This window comes from Pseudomonas kribbensis (assembly GCF_003352185.1).
GTDB lineage: Bacteria > Pseudomonadota > Gammaproteobacteria > Pseudomonadales > Pseudomonadaceae > Aquipseudomonas > Aquipseudomonas kribbensis.
This window is the reverse complement of sequence record NZ_CP029608.1, coordinates 2032578-2058012: the sequence shown is the minus strand read 5'-3', so window position 1 is coordinate 2058012 and position 25435 is coordinate 2032578. Positions and strand designations below refer to the sequence as shown.

Sequence of the window (25435 nt, the reverse complement as noted above, 5' to 3'; positions counted from 1 at the left end):
ATGTTGACCTGTTCCGTACACCCGCTGCCCTACCGTGCCAACCCCGCCGACTATTTCGCGGCAATCCGCCATGCGCCCGGCGCCGTGCTGCTCGACAGCGGCCGGCCGAGTGCCGACCGTGGCCGTTATGACTTGCTCAGTGCGTGGCCGCTGGAACAACTGGCGGTGTTGCCCGACGAGCGCGGCGACGATTTCCTGCAACGCCTGCGGGGCAATCTGGCACGCCTCGGCGAGGCACAGTTGCCTTCGGAATACGAGCTGCCGTTCGCCGGTGGCCTGATCGGTTACCTGAGTTACGACTTCGGCCGGCATCTGGAAAATCTGCCCAGTCAGGCGCTGGATGATCTGCAACTGCCGGATGCGCGATTCGGTCTGTACGACTGGGCATTGATCAGCGATCACCAGAAAGCGACCAGCCAACTGGTGTTTCACCCGTCGGTAAGCGACAGCGAAAAACAACGGCTTATCGATCTGTTCAGCCAACCGGTGATCGCTGAGCTGACGCCGTTCAAGCTGAACACGGCGATGACCGCCGACCTGTCGGCCGACGACTATCGCCAGGCGCTCGAACGCATTCACCAATACATCCAGGCGGGCGACTGCTATCAGGTGAACTTCGCCCAGCGTTTCCGCGCGCCGTGTGAAGGTGACCCATGGCTGGCTTACTGCAAATTGCGCGAGGCCTGCCCGACGCCGTTTTCCGGGTTCCAGAGTCTGCCCGACGGCAACGCGGTGCTGAGCCTCTCGCCCGAGCGCTTTGTCAAAGTCAGCCAGCGCCAGGTGGAAACCCGCCCGATCAAGGGCACCCGCCCCCGTGGCGCGACCCCGGCCGAAGACGCCGCCAACGCCGCCGAATTGCTGGCCAGCCCCAAGGACCGCGCCGAGAACCTGATGATCGTCGACCTGCTGCGCAACGATCTCGGTCGCACCTGCCGCATCGGCTCGGTGCGGGTGCCGGAGCTGTTCAGCCTGGAAAGTTATCCGAACGTGCATCACCTGGTCAGCAGCGTGACCGGTGAGCTGGCGGAGGATCGCGATGCCCTGGACCTGATCGCCGGCAGCTTCCCCGGCGGCTCGATCACCGGCGCACCGAAGATTCGTGCGATGCAGATCATCGACGAACTGGAACCGACCCGACGCGGCTTGTATTGCGGCTCGTTGCTGTACCTGGACGTGCGTGGCGAGATGGACAGCTCCATCGCGATTCGCAGTCTGCTGGTGAAGGATGGGCAGGTGTGTTGCTGGGGTGGTGGCGGGATCGTCGCCGACTCGGACTGGGAGGCGGAGTATCAGGAGTCGATTACCAAAGTCAAAGTTCTGCTCGAAACCCTGCAGAACCTCTGACGAGTGTGGCGAGGGCGGTTGCGCCCTCGCCACAGCATGACTTACAGGCTCAAATCGCGGCTCGAAGCCTTGAGAAATTCCTGCTTCAACTCGCCAAAGCTGTGCACCGCCGGAAACTGCGGGAACTCCCGGATCACGTTATCCGGCGCATGGAACAGGATCCCCGCGTCCGCTTCACCCAGCATGCTGGTGTCGTTGTAAGAATCCCCCGCCGCAATCACCCGGTAATACAGGCTCTTGAAAGCCAGGACCGACTGACGTTTCGGATCTTTCTGACGCAACTGATAGCCCGTGACCCGCCCGCTTTCGTCAGTGATCAGACGGTGGCAGAGCAAGGTCGGGAAGCCCAGCTGGCGCATCAGCGGCTGGGAAAACTCATAGAACGTGTCCGACAGAATCACCACCTGAAACCGCTCGCGCAGCCAGTTGACGAACTCCACCGCGCCGTCCAGCGGCTTGAGGGTGGCGATCACTTCCTGAATATCCGAAAGCTTCAGGCCATGTTCGTCGAGGATGCGCAGGCGTTGCTTCATCAGCACGTCGTAGTCGGGAATGTCCCGGGTGGTGGCCTTGAGCGATTCGATTCCGGTTTTTTCGGCGAAGGCGATCCAGATTTCCGGTACCAGCACTCCTTCAAGATCAAGACAGGCAATTTCCACAGAACACTCCGTTTGTAATGTTTATTGAGTCGAGCGAGCCCGAACTCTAGCGGCTCGACCCGGACCGTGCAACGCAGAGGCCGCCCCGGCAGGCGTTGCTTTTTGTTAACATCGCCGCCATATAGAGCGCCCAGCGCCACCGACCTGTAGGAAGCCGCCCTGATGAGCCCAACGTTCGACGTCGTGGAACTCGCCACGACCTATGCCAACAAATCCGCCCAGGACATCCTCAAACTCGCATTCGCCGAGTTCGGCGATGACCTGTGGATATCTTTCAGCGGCGCCGAGGATGTGGTGCTGGTGGACATGGCCTGGAAGCTGAACAAGAACGTCAAGGTGTTCAGTCTCGACACCGGTCGTCTGCACCCGGAAACCTACCGCTTCATCGATCAGGTGCGCGAGCACTACAAGATCGACATCGAGCTGGTCTCGCCGGACTACACGAAACTCGAACCGTTCGTGAAGGAAAAAGGCCTGTTCAGCTTCTACAAGGACGGTCATGGCGAGTGCTGCGGGATCCGCAAGATCGAGCCGCTGCGCCGCAAACTGTCCGGCGTCAAAGCCTGGGCCACCGGCCAGCGACGCGACCAGAGCCCCGGTACCCGCAGTGCCGTCGCAGTGATGGAAATCGACAGCGCGTTCTCCACCCCGGAGCGCACCCTGTACAAGTTCAACCCGCTGGCACAGATGACCAGCGAGGAAATCTGGGGCTACATCCGTATGCTGGAGCTGCCGTACAACAGTCTGCATGAGCGTGGTTTCATCAGCATCGGCTGCGAACCGTGCACCCGCCCTGTCCTGCCGAACCAGCACGAGCGCGAAGGCCGCTGGTGGTGGGAAGAAGCGACCCAGAAAGAATGCGGTTTGCACGCCGGGAATATCATCAGCAAGGCGTAAACCGCTCGCCCCACAGTTGTCTCTGACAGACATGAAAAATGTGTACACACGAATGTCACCATCGGTGCCATTTATGTGTGCACTTTTCATTTCTACGCCCTGAAAAGTTACATTCCGCTGCCAAAGCGATCCCTTCCGGCGTCCGCCAAAATCCCTTCCGAAAAATAAATACCTGTTCGAACGGTCAATTTATATCGCCTGAATTTCAGTGACTTGGCGCTATTCAATAACTTTTCGAAATCAGTGGTGGTTTTCATAGATCGCTGACTGGCACAGATCTGGCTTAAGTGCATACATGTTTTGTATACAAAACTGCAAAACATGAACCCACACTTTCGATCCGCAAGCCTGAAGCGCCCTATCCCGTACAGGCTGCAGATGCCCCGTAACCAGTGATGTTTCAGCGTCGCGACGAAGATCTGCCGAGCCCGAGCGCTCATGCACAGTCATCGCGGCCCGAACATCAGGAGCCTGCCGGAATGCGTACGAGTCTTTCGAACAACAACATCGCGCTGAATCTGCCCTCCTCCTCAACCCTCGATCACACCGTACCCGGTGACGGCATCGCCGAACCGCTGCAATTGAGTCCACGCCTGCATAACAGCGACCTCGCACCAACCAAGGTCGAAGGACGGCGCTGGGGCAAATACAGCATCTTCGCCCTGTGGACCAACGATGTGCACAACATCGCCAACTACTCGTTTGCCATCGGTCTGTACGCCCTGGGCCTGGGCGGCTGGCAGATTCTGCTGTCGCTGGGGATCGGCGCGGCGCTGGTGTATTTCTTCATGAACCTGTCCGGCTACATGGGACAGAAAACCGGGGTACCGTTTCCGGTGATCAGCCGGATCAGTTTCGGCATCCACGGGGCGCAGATTCCTGCGTTGATCCGGGCGGTGATTGCCATCGCCTGGTTCGGGATTCAGACGTATCTGGCGTCGGTGGTGTTTCGCGTGTTGCTCACGGCGATCCATCCCGGTTTCGCCGACTACGACCACAACTCGATCCTCGGCCTGTCGAGCCTGGGCTGGGTGTGTTTCGTGGCGATCTGGTTCGTGCAACTGGGGATTCTGGCCTACGGCATGGAGATGGTCCGCCGCTACGAAGCCTTCGCCGGACCGGTGATTCTGCTGACCGTCGCCTGCCTCGCCGCGTGGATGTACACCCAGGCCAACGCAACCATTGCCTGGTCGATCCGCGAACCGCTGACCGGCGGCGAGATGTGGCGCAACATCTTTGCCGGCGGCGCCTTGTGGCTGGCGATCTACGGCACGCTGATCCTCAACTTCTGCGACTTCGCCCGCTCCTCGCCATGCCGCAAAACCATCAAGATCGGAAACTTCTGGGGCCTGCCGGTGAATATTCTGGTGTTCGCCGGGATCACCGTCCTGCTGTGCGGTGCGCAATTTCAGATCAACGGGCGGATCATCGAGAGCCCGACCGAAATCATCGCCTCGATCCCCAACACGTTCTTTCTGGTGCTCGGTTGCCTGGCGTTCCTGATCGTCACCGTGGCGGTGAACATCATGGCCAACTTCGTCGCCCCGGCCTTCGTGCTCAGCAACCTGGCACCTAAATACCTGACCTTCCGCCGCGCCGGGCTGATCAGCGCAACGATTGCGGTGCTGATCCTGCCGTGGAACCTCTACAACAGCCCGCTGGTGATCGTGTATTTCCTGTCCGGCCTCGGCGCCCTGCTCGGCCCGTTGTACGGCGTGATCATGGTCGACTACTGGCTGATCCGCAAAAGCCGGATCCACGTGCCGCAGTTGTACAGCGAAGACCCGAATGGCGCGTATTTCTACAGCCGCGGGGTCAATCTGCGGGCGGTGGCGGCGTTCATTCCGGCCGCGCTGATCGCCATCGTCCTGGCACTGGTGCCGGGCTTCCACAGCGTTTCGCCCTTCTCCTGGCTGATCGGTGCCGGCATCGCCGGGATGCTTTATCTGATCGTCGCCAAACGCCAGCCGCATTACGCCGACGTGGACGGCGAAGCCATCGCCGTCGACAACGTCAGCCACTGAATCTTTTGGCGGCCCTTCGCGGGGCCGCAGAACCAACCGTAATAAGGACTTCCCATGCGAATTCTCGTGGTCAACGTCAACACCACCGAATCCATCACTCAGGCCATCGCCCGCTCGGCGCAGGCTGTGGCCTCCCCCGGCACCGAGATCGTCGGCCTGACGCCGTACTTCGGCGCCGATTCAGTCGAGGGCAATTTCGAAAGTTACCTGGCCGCCATCGCCGTGATGGACCGGGTGATGTCCTACGACCAGCCGTTCGACGCAGTAATCCAGGCCGGCTACGGCGAACACGGTCGCGAAGGTTTGCAGGAGTTGCTCAACGTGCCGGTGGTGGACATCACCGATGCGGCGGCCAGCACTGCGATGTTTCTCGGCCACGCCTATTCGGTGGTCACCACGCTGGATCGCACCGTTCCGTTGATCGAGGATCGACTGAAACTCTCGGGCCTGTGGGATCGCTGCGCCTCAGTGCGCGCCAGTGGTCTGGCGGTGCTTGAGCTGGAACACGAACCGCAACGGGCGCTGGAAGCGATTGTGCATCAGGCTGAACTGGCGGTGACTCAGGATAAAGCCGAAGTGATCTGCCTCGGTTGCGGCGGCATGGCCGGGCTCGATGAAAAGATCCGTCAGCGTACCGGCGTGCCGGTGATCGATGGCGTTACTGCTGCCGTGACCATCGCCGAATCGCTGGTTCGTCTGGGGCTATCAACGTCCAAGGTGCGGACGTATGCGACCCCACGGCCGAAGACCATCATCGGCTGGCCAGCACGTTTTGCGCGTTGAACCGCTCGGCGAGACCCTGGGTTGAAAATTGCTCGATGATGAAATCGACAAACGCCCGGGTCTTGCCCGGCAGCAGTTTGTGCTCGGCGTAATAGATGGAGATGTTGCCGTCGTCGACGTACCAGTCAGGCAAGACCCGCTGTAACGTTCCCGCCTCCAGATAACCGACAGCGAACGGCATGCTCACCAACGCAATCCCCAGCCCCTGCGCCGCCGTGGCGCAGGCGGCTTCGGAATCGCTCATGGTCATTCGCGCCGTGAGGGTCAGCGGGCTGTGTTGCCGGGTGCGATGGGTCAACTGCCAGGAACGCACGCGACCGGTCTGCGGCGAGCGGATCAGGATGCCCTCGTGCAGTTTGAGGTCGTCCGGTTCGCTGATCGGCGCGTGCCGATCCAGGTAATCAGCCGAAGCCACCAACACCCGATGCGCCGGCGTCAGCCTGCGCGCAACCACGCCTTGGGGCAGCTCGAAGCCACCGCCAATCGCCGCATCAAAACCCTGGCCGATCAGATCGACCTGTCGGTTATCGAAGTGCCAGTCCGGGTTGATCGCCGGGAACCTTGTCAGGAACTCCCCCAGCAGCGGCACGATGTACAAGCGGCCGAACACCGTGCCCATGCTGACTTTCAGCGTACCCGCCGGTTGACCGCCGGCGCTGGCCAGATTGCTCACGGCATTCTGGATGGTGGTCAGGCTGCCGCTGACCTCACTCAGAAACAATTGCCCCGCTTCCGTCAGGGTCAACCGACGGGTGCTACGCTGGAACAGCCTCACGCCGAGGCGCGCTTCCAGTTTCGCCACGCTTTTGCCCACGGCGGCCGGTGTCAGGCTCAGGCGTCGCGCGGCCTCGGCAAAGCTGCCGACTTCGGCGCTACGCACGAAGCATTCGATACTGCTGAAGGTTTCCATGGCCGCCATTCCAAACTTTTGGTTTACACAGACTATAGCAACCACGGTCTACTCGCCCGGTGGCGAGGGGCAGATACTCGACACCACACCAAGGCAGCCTGCCTTGAAATTTCTGGAGATCGAACATGACCACTCAACACCTCAGCGGTAAAGTCGCTCTGATTCAAGGCGGCTCTCGCGGCATCGGTGCCGCCATCGTCAAGCGCCTGGCCGCCGAAGGCGCCGCGGTTGCCTTCACCTACGTCAGCTCCGCCGCCAAGGCTGAGGAATTGCAAAACAGCATCACCGCGAGCGGCGGCAAAGCCCTGGCGATCAAGGCCGACAGCGCCGATGCCGGCGCCATCCGCAACGCCGTGAACGCGACCGTCGAAACCTTTGGCCGCCTCGACATTCTGGTCAACAACGCCGGTGTGTTGGCCGTCGCCCCGCTGGAAGACTTCAAACTGGAAGACTTCGACCAGACCCTGGCAATCAACGTCCGCAGCGTGTTCATCGCCAGTCAGGAAGCCGCCAAACACATGGGCGAAGGCTCACGCATCATCAACATCGGCAGCACCAACGCCGACCGCATGCCCTTCGCCGGTGGCGGCGTGTATGCGATGAGCAAATCCGCCCTGGTGGGCCTGACCAAAGGTCTGGCCCGCGACCTCGGCCCACGGGGCATCACCATCAACAACGTGCAGCCTGGCCCGGTGGACACCGACATGAACCCGGCCCACGGCGACTTTGCCGAAAGCCTGATTCCGCTGATGGCGGTCGGTCGTTACGGCAAAGCCGAGGAAATCGCCAGCTTCGTCGCCTACCTCGCAGGCCCGGAAGCCGGTTACATCACCGGTGCCAGCCTGAGCATCGACGGTGGTTTCGGCGCCTGATTGATCAGATTCTTGATAATGAAAAACGCCGCCCCTCCTTTTACAGAGGGGCGGCGTTTTTATGTTTGCGGTTTGATCAGGCCCAGTCCAGCGCCGGCAAACCACAGGCACTCGGCGTGAACGCTTTCAACGTACGAAGAATCCCGTCGGCGTGTGCGTATTTTTCATCGGCCATGGCGGCATCGGGAATCGCGATGGCGGTCATGCCCGCTGCTTTCGCGGCTGTCACGCCAAACGGCGAATCCTCGAACACCAGACAATCTTCCGGCGCCACACCGAGGCGGCGAGCGGCGGTGAGGAAAATGTCCGGCGCCGGTTTGGCCGCACCGACTTCCGGGTCGTCAGCGGTGACGATGAAGTCGAACAACGCAAACCAGTCGCGGTGCAACGTGGTTTTCTGACCGAACGACTGGCGCGACGAACTGGTACCGACGGCAATCGGAATGTTGTGCGCCTTGAGGTGACGAATCAGTTCCTCGGCCCCCGGCATCGCTTGCGCGGTGGGAAAACGCTCGCGCATCAGCGGCTCGCGAATCACCAGAAACTCTTCGGCGGTGATCGGCAGATCCAACGCTTCGACCACATAACGGGCCAGATCACCTGCGCCACGCCCGATGATGTTCTGCTTGATGCTCCAGTCGAAGGTACGCCCGTAACGCTCGGCAATCAGCGAGGTAACCTCGGTGTAGATGCCCTCGGTGTCCAGCAGCAAACCGTCCATATCGAAAATCACGGCCTTGATCGGGCCGAACGCCTTCAGCGGTGCATTCATCATCGGATCCGTTATCAAAAACATCCCAGGCGGCATCGGGTACCGCTGCTCGGATCTGATTAAAGGGTTCAGCAGCATAACGAGCGCGGCCGAGGTTGAGCAACGGGCAATGTCGGTTGTCCGCCGAACGTTGCCAGGCACATTTAGAGAATTGCCCTACAGACATCGCCTACTTGCCTGACTTCTTTCCTGTTTGATCCCCCGCAAAGTTTCGCGCCATCCCTTGATGCGCGCGAGTGACTGCGAATGCTTCCATCCGATCGACTCCTGTACCTGAACAACAGCATCGGTTTGCTGGTGGTGGCTGCGCTGAACCCTGACCAGCCCGACGCCGAGAAACTGTTTCAGGAGTTCCGCCTCTGCCTCAACGACTATGAAAGCTGGGCCGAGCAGTTCTGGACGGGAACCGCGCTGGATGTCGATCAGGTGTTCAAGGTCGGCAACGATGTCCAGCTCAGTGCGCCGGTTGGCAGTCGAAAACCCATCAGCACTTCCGTAGTCATGTGCCCCGTTGCCGGGCCCCTGACGCTGGTGCACATGTTCGAAGCTGCGCGCTTCGTGCCGATCGGCGATACGCCGGTGACCCTGGAACCGGTCATTTCCGATGTCGGCGGCGTCCTGAAATTCGGCGAACCGCAGCATTACACCATCGGCCCCAGCGGCATTCTCGAAGTCGACGACTGCGACCGGGGCCAGCGTTATCGCATCACCTTCTTTCCCGATGTTTCCACCGCGCATATCCAGACGCTGTATGCCTCGTATCAAGGGCTCATTGATGGCCTGGAAAAATGGTTGCGTGAGGAATGGGTCGGGTTTCAACCGCAATGGGCGGAGTTTTCCAGCGCGGGTTTCCTGGAGCGTTACGGTCAGTTGCAGCAGGCCGACTGGCGCGGTTTCGAAACGGCCCTGAACGGCGTCTGGGATGACGTGAAACAGCTGTTTGCCCTGCTCGCCGACTTGCAGGCCAACAGCGAAAAACTGCTGCAATACCTGTCCGGCGTCGAGCTGGAAGCCTTGCTCGAGGCCTCCTCCGAAGCCATCGCCAATGGCCTGCTGATGCTCAGCGACGAGCCGTTGCTGTTCATTCATCTGGCGGCGTTCACCAGTTGGCTGAAGATGCTGCCGCCGCAGTATCTGGCCGAGGTGGTGGCTGAAGTTCGGGTCGAATTGCTGATCGGCTTTCTGTTGATGCGCGTGTCGGCGGGCATGGGGGTTCCGCTGCGGTTGAGCGCCAAGGTGCTCGGCAAGATCAAGTCGCCGCGTGCCCGGGAATGGCTGGCGGCGTCGGCGTTGCGTTTGGCGGAGCTGACTTCGGCACCCGATCTGGCTCGGCATGCGGCCGCCTTGAAACCGCTGATGATCAATGCGCGTCCGGCACCGTTGCGGCCGACGCCTGCGGTTCCGCTGGAGATTCGCACGGCGGATGCGCAGGTGCTGACGGTGCCCAATCCGGCGGCCATTGCGCGTAACAAGTCACACGGCACGACGCGAATGGAGCGGCATGAGCCTCGCGACGATGCGTCGGCTCAGGCGAAGAACCCCAACGGCGACAGCGCCGATTGCGTCCCCCGCACCTGCACCAATGGTTGCCCGGTGTCGATGGTCACCGGCGAAGAGCTGCTGACGCTGACCGATGGCGTGCTCGACGGGTTGTTGCCCTTCGAGTTCAGCCGGTTGTATCGCACCAGTGCAGTGGAAATCGATGTCGGGTTGGGGTTTGGCTGGAGTCACTCGCTGGCGCATCGGCTGGAGATTGATGGCGCTTCGGTGGTCTGGGTTGACCATGAGAACCGGCGGACGCGGTTTCCCTTGCCGAGTGTTGAGCGGCCGGCGATTCACAACAGTTTGTCGCGGGCGGCGATCTTTCTCGGGGATGAGCCGGAGGAACTGATCGTTGCGCTGGCGGGGGATGCGGCGCGGTTTTATCACTTTCGGGCTGGGCGTCTGACTGCTGTCAGCGATGCCTATGGCAATCGGCTGCGTATTACGCGTGATCGTCTGGATCGGGTTGAGCGCCTCGATAACGGGGCCGGTCGTTCCTTGTTGCTGCGCTACGAGCGGGCGCATCTGGTGGCCGTGGACTATCAAGTCTGGCGCGAAGCTGCCTGGCGTACCGAGCAGACGCTGGTCAGCTACCGCTTTGATGCCCGTCATCGGTTGATCGAGGCGACCAACGCCGTCGGCGAAAGCGAGCGTTACGACTACGACGACCGGCACGTCATCCTGCAACGGCAGTTAACCGGTGGCGCGAGTTTCTTCTGGGAGTGGGAACGTTCCGGCAAGGCCGCGCGTTGCGTGCGGCACTGGGCGTCGTTTTCGCAGATGGACACGCGTTACGTCTGGGACGACGCCGGCAGCGTGCGAGTGCAGTACGTCGACGGCCGTGAAGAGGTTTACGTCCACGACGACACGGCGCGGCTGGTGCGTCAGGTCGCGGCCGACGGTGGCGAGCAGCTCAAGGCCTACGATGCGCAGGGCCGGCTGATCGCCGAGCAGGATGCGCTGGGGGCGGTCACCGAGTACCGCTATGACGACGCCGGACGGCTGATCGCGCTGATTCCGCCGGACGATACGCCGACGTCCTACGAGTACCGCAACGGTTTCCTGCACCGCCGTAGCCGGGGCGAGGCGGAGTGGACCTACCGGCGTAATGCCCAGGGCGATATCACCGAGGCGGTCGATCCTGACGGTCATGTCACCCATTACCACCACGACCCGCAGGGGAGGCTGCTGTCGATCCGTTATCCGGACAGCGGTCGGCATGTGTTCGTGTGGAACGACCTTGGCCAGTTGGTCGAGGAAAGCCTGCCCAACGGTGGGGTTCGGAAGTTTTCCTACGATGCCTTGGGACGGCGGATTACTGCGCAAGACGAACACGGCGCGGTCACCCGTCATGTGTGGGACGCCGTCGGACGGCTGATCCAGGCCACCTCGCCGACCGGTGCCACCCGTGCCTGGTCCTACAGCGCCTACGGCCAGATCACCGCCGAACGCGATGAGTTGGGGCGCATCACCCGCTACGAGTATGACGACGACCTGCACCTGGTCAGCCGGCGGATCAAGCCCGACGGCACGCGGCTGCAATACCGCTACGACCATGCGCAGCTGTTGCTCACGGAGATCGAGAACGAGTCCGGCGAAAAGTACCGGCTGGACTACACGCCGACCGGATTGATCCGACAGGAAACCGGCTTTGATGGGCGGCGTACCGCGTATGCCTACGACCGCAACGGCCATCTGCTGGAGAAGACCGAGTTCGGTGACGACGGCTCGACGCTGGTCACCGGCTATCAACGTGATGCTGCTGGGCGTCTGCTGCTCAAGACCCTGCCGGACGGAGTTGAGGTCAGCTATCGCTATGACCGTTTGGGCCGTTTGGTCGGTGTGGATGACGGCCAGGATCACCCACTGGCCTTCGAATACGACCTGCAGGACCGACTGGTGCGCGAGCATCAGGGCTGGGGCACGCTGCGTTACACCTACGACGCCTGCGGCCAACTGACCCGGATGCGTCTGCCGGACAACAGCAAGCTCGATTACCACTACGCCAAGGGCGGCGCGCTGACCGCGATCGACCTCAACGGCGCCTTGCTCACCCGCCACGTCTACCTGAACGGTCGCGAACAGCAGCGCCAGCAAGGCCTACTGCTCAGCGAATATGCCTACGACGAACAAGGACGATTGCACTCCCACGCCGTAGGCCATCAACGCAGCGCGCTGTATCGCCGCGACTTTGCCTACAGCGCCAACGGCAACCTCGAACACATCGCCGACACACGCCACGGTCAGCGCAGCTACCAGTACGACGCCCTCGACCGGCTGATCCGCGTGCGCCACACCCGCGACGATGTGCCGGAAAACTTCGCCCACGACCCGGCCGGCAACCTGCTGCTGCAGGATCGGCCCGGCCCGACCAGCATCAAAGGCAACCGCCTGCTGATGCAGGGCGACCGCCATTACGACTACGATGCCTTCGGCAACCTGATCCGCGAACGCCGCGGCCGCGCCCAACAGCTCGTCACTGCATACCGCTACGACAGCCAGCACCGCCTGATCGGCCTGACCCGCCCCGACGGCAGCACCGCGTCCTACCAATACGACGCCTTCGGTCGCCGCATCCGCAAAACCGTCGACGGCCAGACCACCGAGTTCTTCTGGCAAGGCGACCACCTGATCGCCGAAAGCAGCAAAGAACAACACCGCAGCTTCATCTACGAACCCGGCACCTTTCGCCCGCTGGCGATGCTCGACGGCCAAGGCCCGAAACGCGCCTGCCCGTTCTACTACCAGCTCGACCACCTCGGCACCCCGCAGGAACTGACCGATTACAGCGGCGAGATCGTCTGGTCAGCCAAATACAGCGCCTACGGCAAGGTCACCTCGCTGGAACTGGCGACCGAGGACTACCTCGACCAGCCGCTGCGCTTTCAGGGGCAGTATTTCGATGCGGAAAGCGGGTTGCACTACAACCGGCACCGGTACTACGACCCGGATGTTGGACGGTACCTGACGCCGGATCCGGTGAGGCTGGCAGGTGGGTTGAACCAGTACCGGTACGTGCCGAATCCAACGGGGTGGGTGGATCCGTTGGGGTTGACTTCCAATTGTCCGCCGCCGAATAGGCCGGGATGTTCGGTGCCGGATAGGACAGCAGGCACTAAAGTAGATGAAGGCGAGCCAAAAACTCCCGGCCCAATACAAGAAAATCACTATCTGTACAGAGGTGATGAACGAGAGCCATGGGATATCTTTGAAGGAGGATTTGAACCATGGGGCGAGAGTAAGGACTTATTTTTGCACGCATTAGATAACAAAAGTCCTCCCAGCTGGTTCGTAAGCACATCAATCTCGGAAAAAGAAGCCGCGAAGTTTGCAACTGGATACGGGTATGCCGAAGGATACATCTACATCCTGAAAAACATTCGAGGAATCGATGTAAACAAAGAGCTAGGCGCTATGTCACCACATCGACGCGAGAAAGAAATAGCAGTCCCTGGCGGTATCAACAATCGAGATATCGTGGGTGCTACACCTGTCAATGAGGATGGTACCTACGTCGGGTATTCAATACCTAATCCGTATAGGAGGTAACAATGAAAACAATAGAAATTCAAATCCTGAAAAATCAAAGAAAAGAAACAGCACAAGTCGAATTTGATAGAAAAAAAAGATCGCTAACACTCACCATGAAGGATGGATTAATAAAAACCTGCACTGCAGAGGACCTATATGAATGCTTCGGCATAATTAGGTCACATTTTCCAGAAATAATTTTTCTTTGCAAAGGAGCACGGAAAAATGTTCACCCCTCCCGTATGACTTCGCAGATGTCATGCGGGCTAGTCGCATATCAAGTCAGGCTTGGCCTTCCAACCGAAGAAGAAGACATTGTCAGAATTTTTGACTACGAAGAAGAAGATCTAACAAACGATATAAAGGAGCAAAAAGAATTCTACTCATCTTGGATAAAATCACTTACTTCATAATTCGAGTATTTTCTTACCTTTTTAATCAAGGGGCTCCCGCCCCCCATATAACTTGCAGACCCACTCTCACTCATCATCATCAAAATCCTCATACTCAAGCTCCTCCCCCTCACCCTCCCAAAGCGGAACCGTCGCATCATCCATCAACGACCCCGGATCTTCATTCCCCGGATCATTGATAAACGGCAACCCGCTCGGGCCTTTTTCTTCCTTGCCTTCGGTTTCGGGAGTCATGGTGCACCTCGGAAGCTCAGCGTGTAGACGTTCGAAAAGTATGGTCGCTAAACGTTCTGGCGCATTACGCGGGAACACAAAAAACCCGGCACAAGGCCGGGTTTCAGTCATTCCGCTTGCTCAGCGGTGACGATATTTGTGTTTGTGCTTGTGGCCGCCACCGGAATGCGATTTTCCGCCATCGCCTCCCAGGCTGTTGCCCACTGCCCCACCTGCCGCGCCGCCGAGTCCGGCACCGACCGCCGAGCCGGTAGATCCACCGACGCTGTTGCCTAGCACTGAACCACCCGCCGCGCCAAGACCGCCACCAATCGCGGCCTCCGTACGATTTCGCTTGTTCGCTCCGACGGCACTGCCGGCTGCACCGCCCACACCGGCACCGACTGCTGCGCCGGTACTGCCGCCGAGTTGCCCGCCGACCACATTACCCAGCACACCACCCAGACCACCACCGACCGCCGCGGAACCATCGCCGGCAGCCATGGCGCCTTGCGCCACAAGCAACCCTAAAACCAACGCAGTTAAAGTCGATCGCATACAGACCTCGCAGGTCCCGGATCGGGACGGTACGCCCGGAATGGGCTATACGGAATTGGAGGCGGATTCCGGAAAAACGTTCAGCAACGAAAAGGCCCGGCATATAGCCGGGCCTTTTCAGACATGCATTCGCAATCAGTGACGCTTGTGACCTTTGGACAGGTTGCTGCCCACCGCGCCGCCCGCTGCGCCGCCCAGGCCGGCGCCGATGGTCGCGCCGTTCTTGCCACCCAGGCTGTTGCCGATGATCGAACCGCCTGCCGCGCCAACACCGCCGCCAATGGCCGCTTTGGTACGGGCACCTTTCTTCGCTGCCAACGCACCGCCAGCCGCACCGGCCAGGCCAGCGCCGATGGCCGCGCCGCTGCTGCCGCCCATTTTCTGGCCGACCACATTACCCAGCGCGCCACCCAGGCCACCACCCAGTGCGGCGGTGCCATCACCGGCCATTGCACCTTGAGCGACCAGAAGCCCCAGAACCAGAGCAGGCAGAGTTAAACGCATGACGAAAACCTCAAAAGAAGGAAGAAAAAGGGCGCAGATTGAATGCTGTTGCCGCAGCAATGTCCAGTGCCACAGCGCACTTGGCGCCGATTGGACAGCGATTTTGGAAAAGGTTTTATCGCAGGCAAAAAAAAGCCCGCTGGGGAGACGGGCTGGAGACTTGCTTTCTAACGGATGGCTTCACCCTACGTAGACCGGTGTGAAAAGTTTGTGAAAGAAACCGGACGATTCCGCAATTTCCGTAGGACGCTTCTCTAGAAAATCAGCAATCAAAAACCCCGCTCATTGGCGGGGTTCTGTGGCATCCGGATTACTTCCTGGAACGTGTCGTCACCTTGGGCAGAAATTTCGCTTTCGGCCCCTTGGGTGCTGTCGACTTGATCTTGCCGGTCTGCACCGGATCTTCGCCAAAGCCCGCCTGATACTCGGTCTGGCCACAGCGCACGCAATTGTTGAATGGAAATTCAGCCCCGTCGTCTTCGATGTACGGATCAGTCATCTCTTCACCCCTTTCAAAAGCGGGCCGATACCGGCAAGACCCTTTTGCCTGAAAAAATATCGACCTCCAAGGCTTTTGAGACTAGCCGGTCATTCCTGGACTTGTGATTCAGATCGCCCGAAGCCCGACGAATGGCCTACAGAAATTAAACACAATGTTCAGACCGCTGGTCCTACGGAGCTAAAGATTCGCACCTACAGGCCGTTGCCCTTTTTCCTACGCAATGAATCTCAAGGAGAGAACATGGAAATCAAAGGATTCCCGCCAATGCCTGTTGTAAAGCTCACGGACGAGCAGATCGCCGCCGCTAAAGCCGCGGCGGAAAAATTCAAGGAGAAGGTTGCCTCGGGTGAAATCATCATCAAGCCACTGGACGGACCTAGTCCGGTGCAGCCTGGCAAACCTGGCGTCATCTACCATCCAGACCCGGTTCAGCCTGGCGGTACGCCGATGGTTGCCATCGATACGCCCCTGACCTACGACTCGAAAGGCACTGTCGTACTCAAACCACAGGGCTGATTGTCAGCAACGAGCCCATTCCGTTGAATGGGCTCACACACGCTAAACCAAAGATCAACGCAACTTGACCGCCGTGCCGGTCGCGAACACAACAACCATGCCGCCCTTCCCCGCCGGCATGCTGATCTCGAAATCTACTCCGACCACCGCATCCGCCTGCAACGCCCGCGCCCGCTCCTTGATCTCGTCGGTCGCCTGAACACGCGCCTCCTTCAACGCCCGCTCCAGCGTCTGCGAACGTCCACCGAAAAAGTCCCGCATCCCGGCGAACATATCGCGAATCACATTCACGCCCTGCACCGACTCGGCACTGACAACGTCCAGATACGCCGTGATCTGCCGGCCTTCGATGGAGTGGGTGGTGGAAATGATCATGGAAGTCGTCCTTTTACATACAAATAAAGCCGCGATTGTACTGCCCCGGCTAAGTGAAGCCGAACCCAACTCTGTGAGCAAAAAAATCCGGACGCCTGAATGCACAAAACCCCTGGTTTCTCTCGAAACCAGGGGTTTTGTTTACATCGAATTTGGCGGTGAAGGAGAGATTCGAACTCTCGATACAGTTTCCTGTATACACACTTTCCAGGCGTGCTCCTTAAGCCACTCGGACACTTCACCGTATCTCTTCAAACATGTTCTGTCTGTCGAGGCGCGCTAATGTAGTCGAAAGCTTTTCTGATGGCAAACTTTTTTTCAGAATTTTCATGCGGTTAAGAGAAAAAGTCGTTTCCGCTGTCGATGGACCATGGCGATCCGGCCAATCTCGGGTGGGCGCGGCCCTTCTATATAGGCACGCAGGCGTTTGTCGTGGGGCACGTTGCAGCGGATCAGCCGCTCAAGGGTGACCGACGGGTCAGTCACAGTGCTTTACCTGACCGGCGACGGTGGGTAACGTCTGCCCATCTTTCTTATAAGGAATTGCGCCATGAGCGACCTGATTGCCTACCACCTCGAAGACGGTATCGCGACCCTGACCCTGAGCAACGGCAAGGTCAACGCCATTTCCCCGGACGTGATCGCGGCCTTCAACGCGGCGCTGGATCAGGCGGTGGCGGATCGTGCAATCGTGATCATTACCGGCCAGCCAGGCATTCTGTCGGGCGGCTACGATTTGAAGGTAATGACAGCCGGCCCTAAAGAAGCCGTGTCCCTGGTAACCGCCGGTTCGACCCTCGCCCGTCGCCTGCTGTCGCACCCGTTCCCGGTGATTGTTGCCTGCCCGGGTCATGCCGTGGCCAAAGGCGCGTTCATTCTGTTGTCCGCCGATTACCGGATCGGTGTGGATGGACCGTTCAGCATCGGTCTGAACGAAGTGCAGATCGGCATGACCATGCACCACGCCGGCATCGAGCTGGCTCGTGATCGTCTGCGTCGCTCGGCCTTCCACCGTTCGGTGATCAACGGCGAAATGTTCGATCCGCAAAGCGCTGTGGATGCCGGTTTCCTCGACAAGGTGGTTTCTGCCGAGGAACTGCAAGGTGCCGCCCTCGCCGCCGCGCGTCAGTTGAAGAAGATCAACATGACCGCGCACAAGAACACCAAGCTCAAAGTGCGCAAGGCGCTGCTGGAAACCCTGGACAACGCGATCATTCAGGATCAGGAACACCTGGGCTGACCCCCTTCGCTCATCTAAAGAAAAGCCCGACCGTCGTGTCGGGCTTTTTCTTACATGCGCGGTTTAAAACTCTTCGGCAGCTCTAGGACGCCTCTGACCGACAAGTCGGAAACATGCGCTTAAACATCGCCCATCTCCTGACTCTATAGCGGCAATTGCCGAAAACAGTGCACATCCGTACACTGCGCCACCTTTTGTCCCGGTGGGCCTGAAAATGCTGTTCGTGTTTCGTATGTTATTGATGGGCCTGCACTTTATGCTGGCGGGTGTGCTGGGGGTGATTCTCGGGCTGTGCCGGCCATTCAATCCGGACAACAGTCGTCTGTGCGCCCGTCTCTATGCGCTACCGGCCATGTGCATTCTGCGCCTGCGAGTGAAGGCTGACGTCGGTCAGCTGATGAACAAGCCCGACAGCTGCGTGATCATCGCCAACCACCAGTCCAACTATGACCTGTTCGTATTCGGCAACGTAGTACCGCGCCGTACCGTGTGCATCGGCAAAAAAAGCCTGAAATGGGTTCCGCTGTTTGGCCAGTTGTTCTGGCTGGCCGGCAACGTGTTGATCGATCGTGGGAACGCACACAAGGCGCGCCAGTCGATGCTGACGACCACCGACACCTTGCAGCACAAGGACACCTCGATCTGGGTGTTCCCGGAAGGCACGCGCAACCTGGGCGAAGAACTGCTGCCGTTCAAGAAAGGTGCGTTCCAGATGGCCATCGCCGCCGGCGTGCCGATCGTCCCGGTGTGTGTCAGCAGCTACATCAAGCACATGCGTCTGAACCGCTGGCGTAGCGGGAAAATTCTCATACGCTCGCTGCCGGCGATTCCTACCGCCGGCCTGACCATGGACGACATGCCCATGCTCATCAGCCAGTGCCGCGAACAGATGCGCGAGTGCATCGATGCGATGGATCGGCAGCTTCAAGCTGCGTGAAAAAGAAACCCGCCCTGTGCGGGTTTTCTTTTGCCCGGTGAACTGTGCAGATTTCACTGACTCTCAAGCAGCGACACGGCTAAGCTCAAGCCATGCCTCCCCTGCCATCTGCCAAGAAGAAGTGAACCACCACCATGGGTCGAGTTGTTGCTGCTGCGGTTTACAGCGCCGGTAAGAAAGTCACCAATATTTCCCTCGATGAAGGCGCCGCCTGGGCCGCCAAGACCGGGCACTTCGTCTGGATCGGCCTCGAAGAGCCGAACGCCCAGGAGCTGGCCAACCTGCAACGCCAGTTCAACCTGCACGAACTGGCCATCGAGGACGCTCTGGAAAAACACAGCCGTCCGAAGCTGGAAACCTTCGGCGACGCCCTGTTCATCGTCACCTACTCCCCCGTGCGCGAACACGGCATCCTGCAATTCATCGAAACCCATATCTTCGCCGGCAAGGGCTACATCATCACCGCCCGCAATGGCCATTCGGCGTCCTACGCCCATGTCCGCCAGCGCTGTGAGGCGCGGCCGCTGTTGCTGGAACACGGGGAAGATTTCGTACTGTATGCGCTGCTGGATTTCGTCATCGAAAACTATCAGCCGGTGGGTGAAGCGATCCACGCCGAGATCGATGAACTGGAGCGTAATGTGTTGTGCAGCGCACTGAATGAGCACGACATCCAGAAGCTTCATGGCCTGCGCCGCGACGTGCTGCGCTTGCGTCGGTACGCGGCGCCGATGGTGGAAATCGGCGAAGAGTTGCAGAAGCTGAGCTTCCCCTTCATCGACAAGAACATGCGTCCTTACTTCCGCGATGTGCAGATCCATGTCACGCGGCAGATGGAAGATCTGACCACCCTGGCCGACATTGCGAGCCAGACCATCGAGATCGGTGTACTGCTGGAGGCGTCACGGCAAAGCGTGGTGCAGCGCAAGTTTGCGGCTTGGGCGGCGATTCTGGCGTTCCCGACGGCGGTCGCCGGGATCTACGGGATGAACTTCCAGAACATGCCGGAGCTGAGCTGGCATTACGGCTATTTTGCGGTGCTGGGCTTTATCACCGTGGGTTGCGTCAGCCTGTGGGCGAGCTTCAAGAAATCAGGCTGGCTGTAAGGAAAAAAGCCCCCGTGCAGGACACGGGGGCTTTCGGGTTCAAGCGGCGTCTGGCTTGTGCGCCACGAAACGCATCATCCATTCCGCCACCGTGGTGCCGTGGTGATCGCTCTCAAGACTGGCCACGCCCTTGCTGTAGATCTGTTCGCCCAGCGCTTCCTGACGCAGATCCAGCAGCGCCCGCGAATAATCGTGAATGAATTCCGGATGCCCCTGGAAGCACAGCACCTGATCGTTGATGTGATACGCAGCGAACGGACAGAAATCGCTGGAAGCAATCACCGTGGCGTTCTCCGGCAATGCCGTGACCTGATCCTGGTGACTGATCAACAGGGTCAGCTCCTCACGCACCGGGCTCATCCACGGAGCCTTTGCCGCCAGTTTGTAGTTGTGGGTACCGACGCCCCAGCCCTGGGTCGCGCGCTCGCTCTTGCCGCCCAGCAGCAGCGCCAGCAGTTGATGGCCGAAGCACACGCCGAGCAGTTTGTCGCCGCGCTCGTAGCGGGTCAGCAGGTATTGCTTGAGGGTCTGGATCCACGGGTCGGTGCCGAACGAGTCGGCCTTGCTGCCCGTGATCAGGTACGCATCGAAAGTCAGGTCATCACTCGGATAGTCGCCCTGCATCACGTTGTACACCGTGAACTCGGCGGCAATCGGCTGTTGCGAGAACAGGCGCTGGAACATCTGCCCGTATCCCTGATATTCATCGACCAGTTCCGGACGCAGGATGTCGGTTTCCAGAATGCAGATGCGTAGCGACATAAAAAATTCCTGACACGTGATGGGAATAATGCACACCCCAGAGCCTGCCCTGAAACCACCCGGCAAGGCAAGCCCCGGAATGCTTCCCCAACCCGCTAGAACAGCTCGCCGCTGGCCGCCTTTTGCAGCAGCAGCGCTGGCGGTGCGAAACGCTCGCCGTACTGTTCAGCCAGGTACTGCGCCCGCGCGACAAAGTCTTTCACGCCATATTGATTGATGAACTGCAACGCGCCGCCCGTCCACGCCGCGAAACCGATGCCGAAGATCGAGCCGACGTTGGCGTCCGCCGTCGAGGTCAGCACGCCCTCCTCCACACAGCGCACGGTTTCGATGGCTTGCACGAACAGTAACCGGTCACGCACATCCTTCGGCGAGATCTGCCCGTCGGCTTTCTCGAAACGGGTTTTCAACTCGGGCCACAGGTGTTTCTGGCCGCCTGCCGGGTACTCGTAAAAACCGCCTCCCGCCGCCTTGCCCGGCCGCTTGTATTCGTTGAGCAGCAAGTCAATCACGGCGAACGCCGGGTGCTCAATCAGCGGCTTCCCTTCTGCTTGAAGGTCTTTGGCCGTTTGTTGACGGATATGGCTCATCAGGCTGAGGGAAACTTCGTCAGAGATCGCCAGCGGCCCGATGGGCATGCCGGCCTTGCGTGCTTCGGTTTCGATCATCGGTGCGCTGACGCCTTCACCTAGCATCGCGATGCCTTCGTTGGTGAAAGTGCCGAACACCCGCGAGGTGAAAAAGCCGCGACTGTCGTTGACCACAATCGGGGTTTTCTTGATTTGCAGTACGAAATCGAACCCCCGTGCGAGGGTTTCTTCGCTGGTTTGCGCGCCTTTGATGATTTCCACCAGCGGCATCTTTTCCACCGGACTGAAGAAGTGCAGGCCGATGAACTTGCCTTGATCCGGTACTGCGGTCGCCAAGCCAGTGATCGGCAAGGTCGACGTGTTAGAAGCAATCACTGCGTCAGCGCCCACCACCTGTTGCGCCGCTGCCGAGACCTTGGCCTTGAGCTCACGATCCTCGAAAACTGCCTCGATGATCAGATCGCAACCTGCCAGATCGGCATCGCTTTCAGTGGTCCGGATACGCGCCAGCACCGCTTCACGCTGCTGGGCGGTCATCTGCCCTCGGGCGACTTTCTTGTCCAGCAGTGCCGCCGAATGCGCCTTGCCCTTTTCGGCAGCCGCGAGGTTGATGTCCTTGAGCACCACGTCGATTCCGGCCACCGCGCTGACGTAGGCGATTCCCGCCCCCATCATCCCGGCGCCGAGGACACCCACGCGCTTCGTCACATAAGGCGCAAAGCCCTGCGGCCGCGAACCGCCGGCATTGATTTCATTGAGCTGGAACCAGAACGTGCCGATCAGGTTTTTCGAGATCTGGCCGGTAGTCAATTCAGTGAAATAACGGGTTTCGATCAGGTGCGCGGTATCAAAATCCACCTGCGCGCCTTCCACCGCCGCACACAGAATCTTCTCCGGCGCCGGTAACGTGCCCTGGGTTTTGGTGCGCAGGATCGACGGCGCTATCGCCAGCATCTGCGCGACTTTCGGGTTCGACGGCGTGCCGCCGGGAATCTGATAGCCCTTCACATCCCAGCGCTGCACCGCCGCAGGATTGGCCAGAATCCAGGCCTTGGCCTTGGCCAGCAGCTCTTCGCGATCCGCCGCCAGCTCATCGATCAAACCGGCCTGCAACGCCTGCTGCGGACGGACTTTCTTGCCTTCGAGCAGATACGGCAGGGCTTTTTCGATGCCGAGCATGCGCACCATGCGCACCACGCCACCGCCGCCCGGCAGCAGGCCGAGGGTCACTTCCGGCAGGCCAAGTTGCACCGACGCATCGTCCAGCGCCACGCGGTGGTGGCAGGCCAGGCAGATTTCCCAGCCGCCGCCGAGCGCCGCGCCGTTGATCGCCGCGACCACCGGTTTGCCAAGGGTTTCCAGGGTGCGCAGCTGGCCCTTGAGGGTCAGCACCATGTCGTAGAAGGCCTTGGCTTCGGGTTTGCCGACCTTGATCAGTTCATTCAGGTCGCCGCCGGCGAAGAAGGTTTTCTTGGCCGACGTGATGATCACCCCGGCGATGTCATCTTTTTCCGCGAGCAGTCGAGCAACGCTTTCGGCCATGGCCTCGCGGTACACCGCGTTCATGGTGTTGGCGCTCTGGCCCGGCATGTCGATGGTCAGGAGGACGATGCCGTCCTGGCCTTTTTCGTAACGAATGGCTTGGGTCATGACAGGTTTCCTTGGGGTCAGAGGCGTTCGATGATGGTGGCGATGCCCATGCCGCCGCCGACGCACAGCGTCGCCAGGCCATAACGCAGGCGCCGGGCTTCCAGTTCATCGAGCAAGGTGCCGAGAATCGCGCAACCGGTGGCGCCCAGCGGATGGCCCATCGCAATCGAACCGCCATTGACGTTGACCTTGTCCGGGTCCACGGCCATGTCCTTGATGAATTTCAGCACCACCGAGGCGAACGCCTCGTTGACCTCGAACAGGTCAATGTCCTCGACCCGCAGCCCGGCCTTGGCCAATGCCTTGCGAGTGGCCGGCGCCGGGCCGGTGAGCATGATGGTCGGGTCGGTACTGGTGACTGCCGTGGCAACAATTCGCGCCCGGGGTTGCAGGCCCAACTCGCGCCCCTTGGCTTCGGAGCCGATTAGCATCAGCGCCGCGCCATCAACGATTCCCGAACTGTTGCCCGGTGTGTGCACATGGTTGATGCGCTCGACATGGCTGTAGACCCGCAGCGCCGTGGCGTCGAAGCCCATCTGGCCGATCATCTCGAAGCTCGGCTTGAGTTTGCCCAGGCCTTCAAGGGTCGACTCGGCACGAATGAACTCATCGTGATCGAGCAGGATGATGCCGTTCTGATCCTGCACCGGTACCAACGATTTGTTGAACGAACCGTCGGCCCGGGCCCGGGCAGCTTTCTGTTGCGAGTGCAACGCGTAGGCATCGACGTCCTGACGGCTGAAGCCTTCAAGGGTGGCAATCAGGTCGGCGCCGACGCCTTGAGGGGTGAAATGGCTGTGCAGATTGGTCTGCGGGTCCAGCGCCCAGGCGCCGCCGTCGCTGCCCATCGGCACGCGGGACATGGATTCGACACCACCGACCACCACCAGCTCTTCGAACCCGGAGCGCACTTTCATCGCCCCCAGGTTCACCGCTTCCAGCCCCGAGGCGCAGAAGCGGTTGATCTGCACGCCAGCGACGCTGACGTCCCAATCGGCCACCTGCACGGCGGTCTTGGCGATGTCCGAGCCTTGATCGCCAATCGGCGTGACACAACCGAGCACCACGTCATCGACCTGGCTGGTGTCCAGCGCCGTGCGCGCCTGCAGCGCGGTCAGCAACCCGGCCACCAGGTTCACCGGTTTGACGCTGTGCAGCGAACCGTCGGCCTTGCCTCTGCCACGGGGCGTGCGTAATGCGTCGAAAATCAAAGCTTGGGTCATGGCGTTCTCGAACCTGTGCGGTGAGTGAAATTCGTGCCTCCACTCTTGGCCGGGACGGTCACGGATTCAATGACCACAGCGCTCAATGACGTTGACGTGCACGCTCAGACGGACGGTCATTCCCGAACAGGTTAACCGGTTCAGGTCACCGAGCTGTCTAGCAAAAGGGCGGCAAAGAAGCTGGCAATGGGCCTCATGCCTTTTTAATCGCGACTGGTAGCAAATACATATGAAATGGATCTAAGCCAAGCGTGACGCGGGCCCTAAGGTGAACATGTACGTCGTTGTCGTCGGGTTTTGCCGAGGCAGGCGTTCTTCAACAGGAAGTGCAGCGCTTGCCGTCATGGATATGCAGGCAGGCATCAGGAAATAACAAAAAAGGCGGTCAAGCCATGTTCAAACAACCGAAAGTTCGTCAAGCAGGGCTCATTCTTTTCGCCACGACGCTGTTGTTGATTCTGCCGAACCTGACTAAGGTCATCGGCTGACTCAAGCGGCAGGTATTGCTCATCGCCACTAACAATGTGACTGGCCCGCTTCCCGGGCCAGCGTGGCTGTGCCAACCTTTGCGCACTTCCACGACATGGACGGCGATCACTTGAAAACGCTCATTCTGTTCGGGGCCATGCTGCTGAGCCTGCCCCTGTCTGCCGCACAGCTGAACCTGGAGCTGGGCGCGAACAGCCGCACCTGGCAGACCGAGGAACTGCTCAAGCATCCTCAGGTGCAAACCCTCACGATCAAGAACGACGTGTCCTACAAGCAGGACATGACTTATCGCGCCGTGCCGATTGCCGCGCTGCTGACCGGCATCAAACCTGAAGATCACCTGCAAGCCGTAGCGCTGGACGGTTTTGCCGCAGAGCTGTCCGCCGCGCCGCTACTGAACAACAAAGGCTCACGCGCCTGGCTGGCCATTGAAGACCCGGCCCAGCCATGGCCGCCGCTGTCGGAAGGCAAACACAGTGCCGGGCCGTTCTATCTGGTGTGGACCGATCCGCAGGCCGGCAATATCAGCCCGGAACAATGGCCATTCGAAGTCGCCAGCATCAAGCGCATGGCACCGGTTGCCGAGCGCTTCCCTGCCCTGCTGCCGGATCCTGCGTTGAAGGTCGATGACCCGGTGAATCAGGGCTTTGCGCTGTTCCAGAAGAACTGCCTGGCTTGCCATCGCCTGAATGGTGCGGGGGATGCGCAGTTCGGGCCGGACCTGAATATTCCGTACAACCCGACCGAGTACTTCGGCGCGGACTTCCTCAAGCGCTACATCCGCGATCCGCAGAGCTTGCGTCAGTGGCCGCAGGCGAAAATGCCGGGGTTTTCCGCCGAAGTATTACCGGACGCGGATCTGCAGAAGGTGATCGGGTATTTGCAGCACATGGCCGGGCGCAAGGTTAAGCCCTGATGCCATTCCTTGTGGGAGCGAGCCTGCTCGCTATGCGGTGTGTCAGTCATGCATGTGCTGGCTGAAAGATTGTCATCGCGAGCAGGCTCGCTCCCACAGGAGTAGTG

General features: G+C 60.0%; 23 protein-coding genes and 1 tRNA gene. 12 read left to right on the top strand and 12 right to left on the bottom strand.

The window, feature by feature from the left end; genetic code table 11:
- Positions 1 to 1344, top strand: a complete 1344-nt coding sequence (gene pabB, locus DLD99_RS09635; protein WP_114882020.1) for an aminodeoxychorismate synthase component I — start codon at positions 1 to 3, stop codon at positions 1342 to 1344.
- A gap of 41 nt (positions 1345 to 1385) precedes the next feature.
- Here the strand turns inward: pabB and thrH are convergent, their stop codons facing one another.
- Positions 1386 to 2003 (bottom strand): bifunctional phosphoserine phosphatase/homoserine phosphotransferase ThrH, encoded by a 618-nt coding sequence (gene thrH / locus DLD99_RS09630; protein WP_114882019.1) that lies wholly within the window; start codon positions 2001 to 2003, stop codon positions 1386 to 1388.
- A 162-nt stretch (positions 2004 to 2165) separates the two neighbouring features.
- On the opposite strand from thrH, the gene DLD99_RS09625 reads away from it, so the two are divergent.
- The 3 genes from DLD99_RS09625 to DLD99_RS09615 all read left to right on the top strand — a co-directional run bounded on the left by DLD99_RS09625 (position 2166) and on the right by DLD99_RS09615 (position 5707).
- Positions 2166 to 2900, top strand: coding sequence for a phosphoadenylyl-sulfate reductase (locus DLD99_RS09625; RefSeq protein WP_085711886.1), 735 nt, complete (start codon positions 2166 to 2168; stop codon positions 2898 to 2900).
- 479 nt (positions 2901 to 3379) lie between these two features.
- A complete protein-coding gene (locus tag DLD99_RS09620) occupies positions 3380 to 4924 on the top strand; it encodes an NCS1 family nucleobase:cation symporter-1 (protein ID WP_114882018.1) in 1545 nt (514 codons plus the stop codon).
- 54 nt (positions 4925 to 4978) lie between these two features.
- Positions 4979 to 5707 (top strand): aspartate/glutamate racemase family protein, encoded by a 729-nt coding sequence (locus DLD99_RS09615; protein WP_085711883.1) that lies wholly within the window; start codon positions 4979 to 4981, stop codon positions 5705 to 5707.
- Here the strand turns inward: DLD99_RS09615 and DLD99_RS09610 are convergent.
- Positions 5676 to 6617, bottom strand: a complete 942-nt coding sequence (locus DLD99_RS09610) for a LysR family transcriptional regulator (protein WP_114882017.1) — start codon at positions 6615 to 6617, stop codon at positions 5676 to 5678. The two genes, DLD99_RS09615 and DLD99_RS09610, sit on opposite strands and share 32 nt — an antisense overlap.
- Positions 6618 to 6742: 125 nt before the next feature.
- Here DLD99_RS09610 and DLD99_RS09605 point away from each other — a divergent pair, with 125 nt between their 5' ends.
- Positions 6743 to 7489 carry a 3-oxoacyl-ACP reductase family protein gene (locus DLD99_RS09605; protein ID WP_114882016.1) on the top strand — a complete coding sequence of 249 codons (747 nt, stop codon included), beginning with the start codon at positions 6743 to 6745 and terminating at the stop codon, positions 7487 to 7489.
- Positions 7490 to 7565: 76 nt separating this feature from the next.
- Here DLD99_RS09605 and DLD99_RS09600 read toward each other — a convergent pair whose 3' ends face one another.
- Entirely contained in the window at positions 7566 to 8261 is a 696-nt protein-coding gene (locus tag DLD99_RS09600; RefSeq protein ID WP_007960113.1) for an HAD-IA family hydrolase, read from the bottom strand.
- 246 nt (positions 8262 to 8507) lie between these two features.
- On the opposite strand from DLD99_RS09600, the gene DLD99_RS29620 reads away from it, so the two are divergent.
- Positions 8508 to 13352 carry an RHS repeat-associated core domain-containing protein gene (locus DLD99_RS29620; protein WP_114882015.1) on the top strand — a complete coding sequence of 1615 codons (4845 nt, stop codon included), beginning with the start codon at positions 8508 to 8510 and terminating at the stop codon, positions 13350 to 13352.
- A gap of 2 nt (positions 13353 to 13354) precedes the next feature.
- Positions 13355 to 13747 carry a hypothetical protein gene (locus DLD99_RS09590; RefSeq protein WP_114882014.1) on the top strand — a complete coding sequence of 131 codons (393 nt, stop codon included), beginning with the start codon at positions 13355 to 13357 and terminating at the stop codon, positions 13745 to 13747.
- Between the two features lie 66 nt (positions 13748 to 13813).
- Here the strand turns inward: DLD99_RS09590 and DLD99_RS29205 are convergent, their stop codons facing one another.
- The 4 genes from DLD99_RS29205 to DLD99_RS09575 all read right to left on the bottom strand — a co-directional run bounded on the left by DLD99_RS29205 (position 13814) and on the right by DLD99_RS09575 (position 15521).
- Entirely contained in the window at positions 13814 to 13981 is a 168-nt protein-coding gene (locus tag DLD99_RS29205; protein ID WP_167443766.1) for a hypothetical protein, read from the bottom strand.
- Positions 13982 to 14101: 120 nt separating this feature from the next.
- Positions 14102 to 14518: a hypothetical protein gene (locus DLD99_RS09585; protein ID WP_085710667.1), complete on the bottom strand. Its 417-nt coding sequence runs from the start codon at positions 14516 to 14518 to the stop codon at positions 14102 to 14104.
- A gap of 135 nt (positions 14519 to 14653) precedes the next feature.
- Positions 14654 to 15022: a bacteriocin gene (locus tag DLD99_RS09580; RefSeq protein ID WP_085710666.1), complete on the bottom strand. Its 369-nt coding sequence runs from the start codon at positions 15020 to 15022 to the stop codon at positions 14654 to 14656.
- 310 nt (positions 15023 to 15332) lie between these two features.
- Positions 15333 to 15521: a hypothetical protein gene (locus DLD99_RS09575; RefSeq protein WP_085701198.1), complete on the bottom strand. Its 189-nt coding sequence runs from the start codon at positions 15519 to 15521 to the stop codon at positions 15333 to 15335.
- 243 nt (positions 15522 to 15764) lie between these two features.
- Here DLD99_RS09575 and DLD99_RS09570 point away from each other — a divergent pair, with 243 nt between their 5' ends.
- On the top strand, positions 15765 to 16040 hold the full coding sequence (locus tag DLD99_RS09570) for a hypothetical protein (RefSeq protein ID WP_114882013.1): 276 nt from the start codon (positions 15765 to 15767) through the stop codon (positions 16038 to 16040).
- 54 nt (positions 16041 to 16094) lie between these two features.
- Here DLD99_RS09570 and DLD99_RS09565 read toward each other — a convergent pair whose 3' ends face one another.
- Positions 16095 to 16415, bottom strand: a complete 321-nt coding sequence (locus tag DLD99_RS09565) for a YbjQ family protein (RefSeq protein ID WP_114882012.1) — start codon at positions 16413 to 16415, stop codon at positions 16095 to 16097.
- Between the two features lie 153 nt (positions 16416 to 16568).
- Positions 16569 to 16658 (bottom strand) — tRNA-Ser (locus tag DLD99_RS09560).
- 307 nt (positions 16659 to 16965) lie between these two features.
- Here DLD99_RS09560 and DLD99_RS09555 point away from each other — a divergent pair.
- The 3 genes from DLD99_RS09555 (at position 16966) to DLD99_RS09545 (ending at position 19698) form a co-directional block, all read left to right on the top strand.
- Positions 16966 to 17655, top strand: coding sequence for a crotonase/enoyl-CoA hydratase family protein (locus DLD99_RS09555; protein WP_085732367.1), 690 nt, complete (start codon positions 16966 to 16968; stop codon positions 17653 to 17655).
- Positions 17656 to 17869: 214 nt separating this feature from the next.
- Complete coding sequence (locus DLD99_RS09550) at positions 17870 to 18592, top strand: 1-acylglycerol-3-phosphate O-acyltransferase (RefSeq protein WP_085710663.1); 723 nt, start codon at positions 17870 to 17872, stop codon at positions 18590 to 18592.
- Between the two features lie 134 nt (positions 18593 to 18726).
- The gene (locus tag DLD99_RS09545) at positions 18727 to 19698 is read left to right on the top strand and encodes a magnesium and cobalt transport protein CorA (RefSeq protein WP_114882011.1); all 972 of its coding nucleotides are present in this window, start codon (positions 18727 to 18729) and stop codon (positions 19696 to 19698) included.
- 39 nt (positions 19699 to 19737) lie between these two features.
- Here DLD99_RS09545 and DLD99_RS09540 read toward each other — a convergent pair whose 3' ends face one another.
- The 3 genes from DLD99_RS09540 to DLD99_RS09530 form a co-directional block, all read right to left on the bottom strand.
- Positions 19738 to 20460, bottom strand: coding sequence for an amidotransferase (locus tag DLD99_RS09540; protein WP_085710661.1), 723 nt, complete (start codon positions 20458 to 20460; stop codon positions 19738 to 19740).
- A 95-nt stretch (positions 20461 to 20555) separates the two neighbouring features.
- The gene (locus DLD99_RS09535) at positions 20556 to 22700 is read right to left on the bottom strand and encodes a 3-hydroxyacyl-CoA dehydrogenase NAD-binding domain-containing protein (RefSeq protein WP_114882010.1); all 2145 of its coding nucleotides are present in this window, start codon (positions 22698 to 22700) and stop codon (positions 20556 to 20558) included.
- A 17-nt stretch (positions 22701 to 22717) separates the two neighbouring features.
- Entirely contained in the window at positions 22718 to 23923 is a 1206-nt protein-coding gene (locus DLD99_RS09530; protein ID WP_114882009.1) for an acetyl-CoA C-acetyltransferase, read from the bottom strand.
- A 583-nt stretch (positions 23924 to 24506) separates the two neighbouring features.
- Here DLD99_RS09530 and DLD99_RS09525 point away from each other — a divergent pair.
- Entirely contained in the window at positions 24507 to 25328 is an 822-nt protein-coding gene (locus tag DLD99_RS09525; RefSeq protein ID WP_114882008.1) for a c-type cytochrome, read from the top strand.
- Positions 25329 to 25435 lie beyond the last annotated feature (107 nt).

Coding starts and splice junctions, on each gene's coding strand:
- pabB (WP_114882020.1), top strand. CDS start 1: ATGTTGACCTGTTCCGTACACCCGCTGCCCTACCGTGCCAACCCCGCC.
- DLD99_RS09625 (WP_085711886.1), top strand. CDS start 2,166: ATGAGCCCAACGTTCGACGTCGTGGAACTCGCCACGACCTATGCCAAC.
- DLD99_RS09620 (WP_114882018.1), top strand. CDS start 3,380: ATGCGTACGAGTCTTTCGAACAACAACATCGCGCTGAATCTGCCCTCC.
- DLD99_RS09615 (WP_085711883.1), top strand. CDS start 4,979: ATGCGAATTCTCGTGGTCAACGTCAACACCACCGAATCCATCACTCAG.
- DLD99_RS09610 (WP_114882017.1), bottom strand. CDS start 6,617: ATGGAAACCTTCAGCAGTATCGAATGCTTCGTGCGTAGCGCCGAAGTC.
- DLD99_RS09605 (WP_114882016.1), top strand. CDS start 6,743: ATGACCACTCAACACCTCAGCGGTAAAGTCGCTCTGATTCAAGGCGGC.
- DLD99_RS09600 (WP_007960113.1), bottom strand. CDS start 8,261: ATGAATGCACCGCTGAAGGCGTTCGGCCCGATCAAGGCCGTGATTTTC.
- DLD99_RS29620 (WP_114882015.1), top strand. CDS start 8,508: ATGCTTCCATCCGATCGACTCCTGTACCTGAACAACAGCATCGGTTTG.
- DLD99_RS09590 (WP_114882014.1), top strand. CDS start 13,355: ATGAAAACAATAGAAATTCAAATCCTGAAAAATCAAAGAAAAGAAACA.
- DLD99_RS29205 (WP_167443766.1), bottom strand. CDS start 13,981: ATGACTCCCGAAACCGAAGGCAAGGAAGAAAAAGGCCCGAGCGGGTTG.
- DLD99_RS09585 (WP_085710667.1), bottom strand. CDS start 14,518: ATGCGATCGACTTTAACTGCGTTGGTTTTAGGGTTGCTTGTGGCGCAA.
- DLD99_RS09580 (WP_085710666.1), bottom strand. CDS start 15,022: ATGCGTTTAACTCTGCCTGCTCTGGTTCTGGGGCTTCTGGTCGCTCAA.
- DLD99_RS09575 (WP_085701198.1), bottom strand. CDS start 15,521: ATGACTGATCCGTACATCGAAGACGACGGGGCTGAATTTCCATTCAAC.
- DLD99_RS09570 (WP_114882013.1), top strand. CDS start 15,765: ATGGAAATCAAAGGATTCCCGCCAATGCCTGTTGTAAAGCTCACGGAC.
- DLD99_RS09565 (WP_114882012.1), bottom strand. CDS start 16,415: ATGATCATTTCCACCACCCACTCCATCGAAGGCCGGCAGATCACGGCG.
- DLD99_RS09555 (WP_085732367.1), top strand. CDS start 16,966: ATGAGCGACCTGATTGCCTACCACCTCGAAGACGGTATCGCGACCCTG.
- DLD99_RS09550 (WP_085710663.1), top strand. CDS start 17,870: ATGCTGTTCGTGTTTCGTATGTTATTGATGGGCCTGCACTTTATGCTG.
- DLD99_RS09545 (WP_114882011.1), top strand. CDS start 18,727: ATGGGTCGAGTTGTTGCTGCTGCGGTTTACAGCGCCGGTAAGAAAGTC.
- DLD99_RS09540 (WP_085710661.1), bottom strand. CDS start 20,460: ATGTCGCTACGCATCTGCATTCTGGAAACCGACATCCTGCGTCCGGAA.
- DLD99_RS09535 (WP_114882010.1), bottom strand. CDS start 22,700: ATGACCCAAGCCATTCGTTACGAAAAAGGCCAGGACGGCATCGTCCTC.
- DLD99_RS09530 (WP_114882009.1), bottom strand. CDS start 23,923: ATGACCCAAGCTTTGATTTTCGACGCATTACGCACGCCCCGTGGCAGA.
- DLD99_RS09525 (WP_114882008.1), top strand. CDS start 24,507: ATGGACGGCGATCACTTGAAAACGCTCATTCTGTTCGGGGCCATGCTG.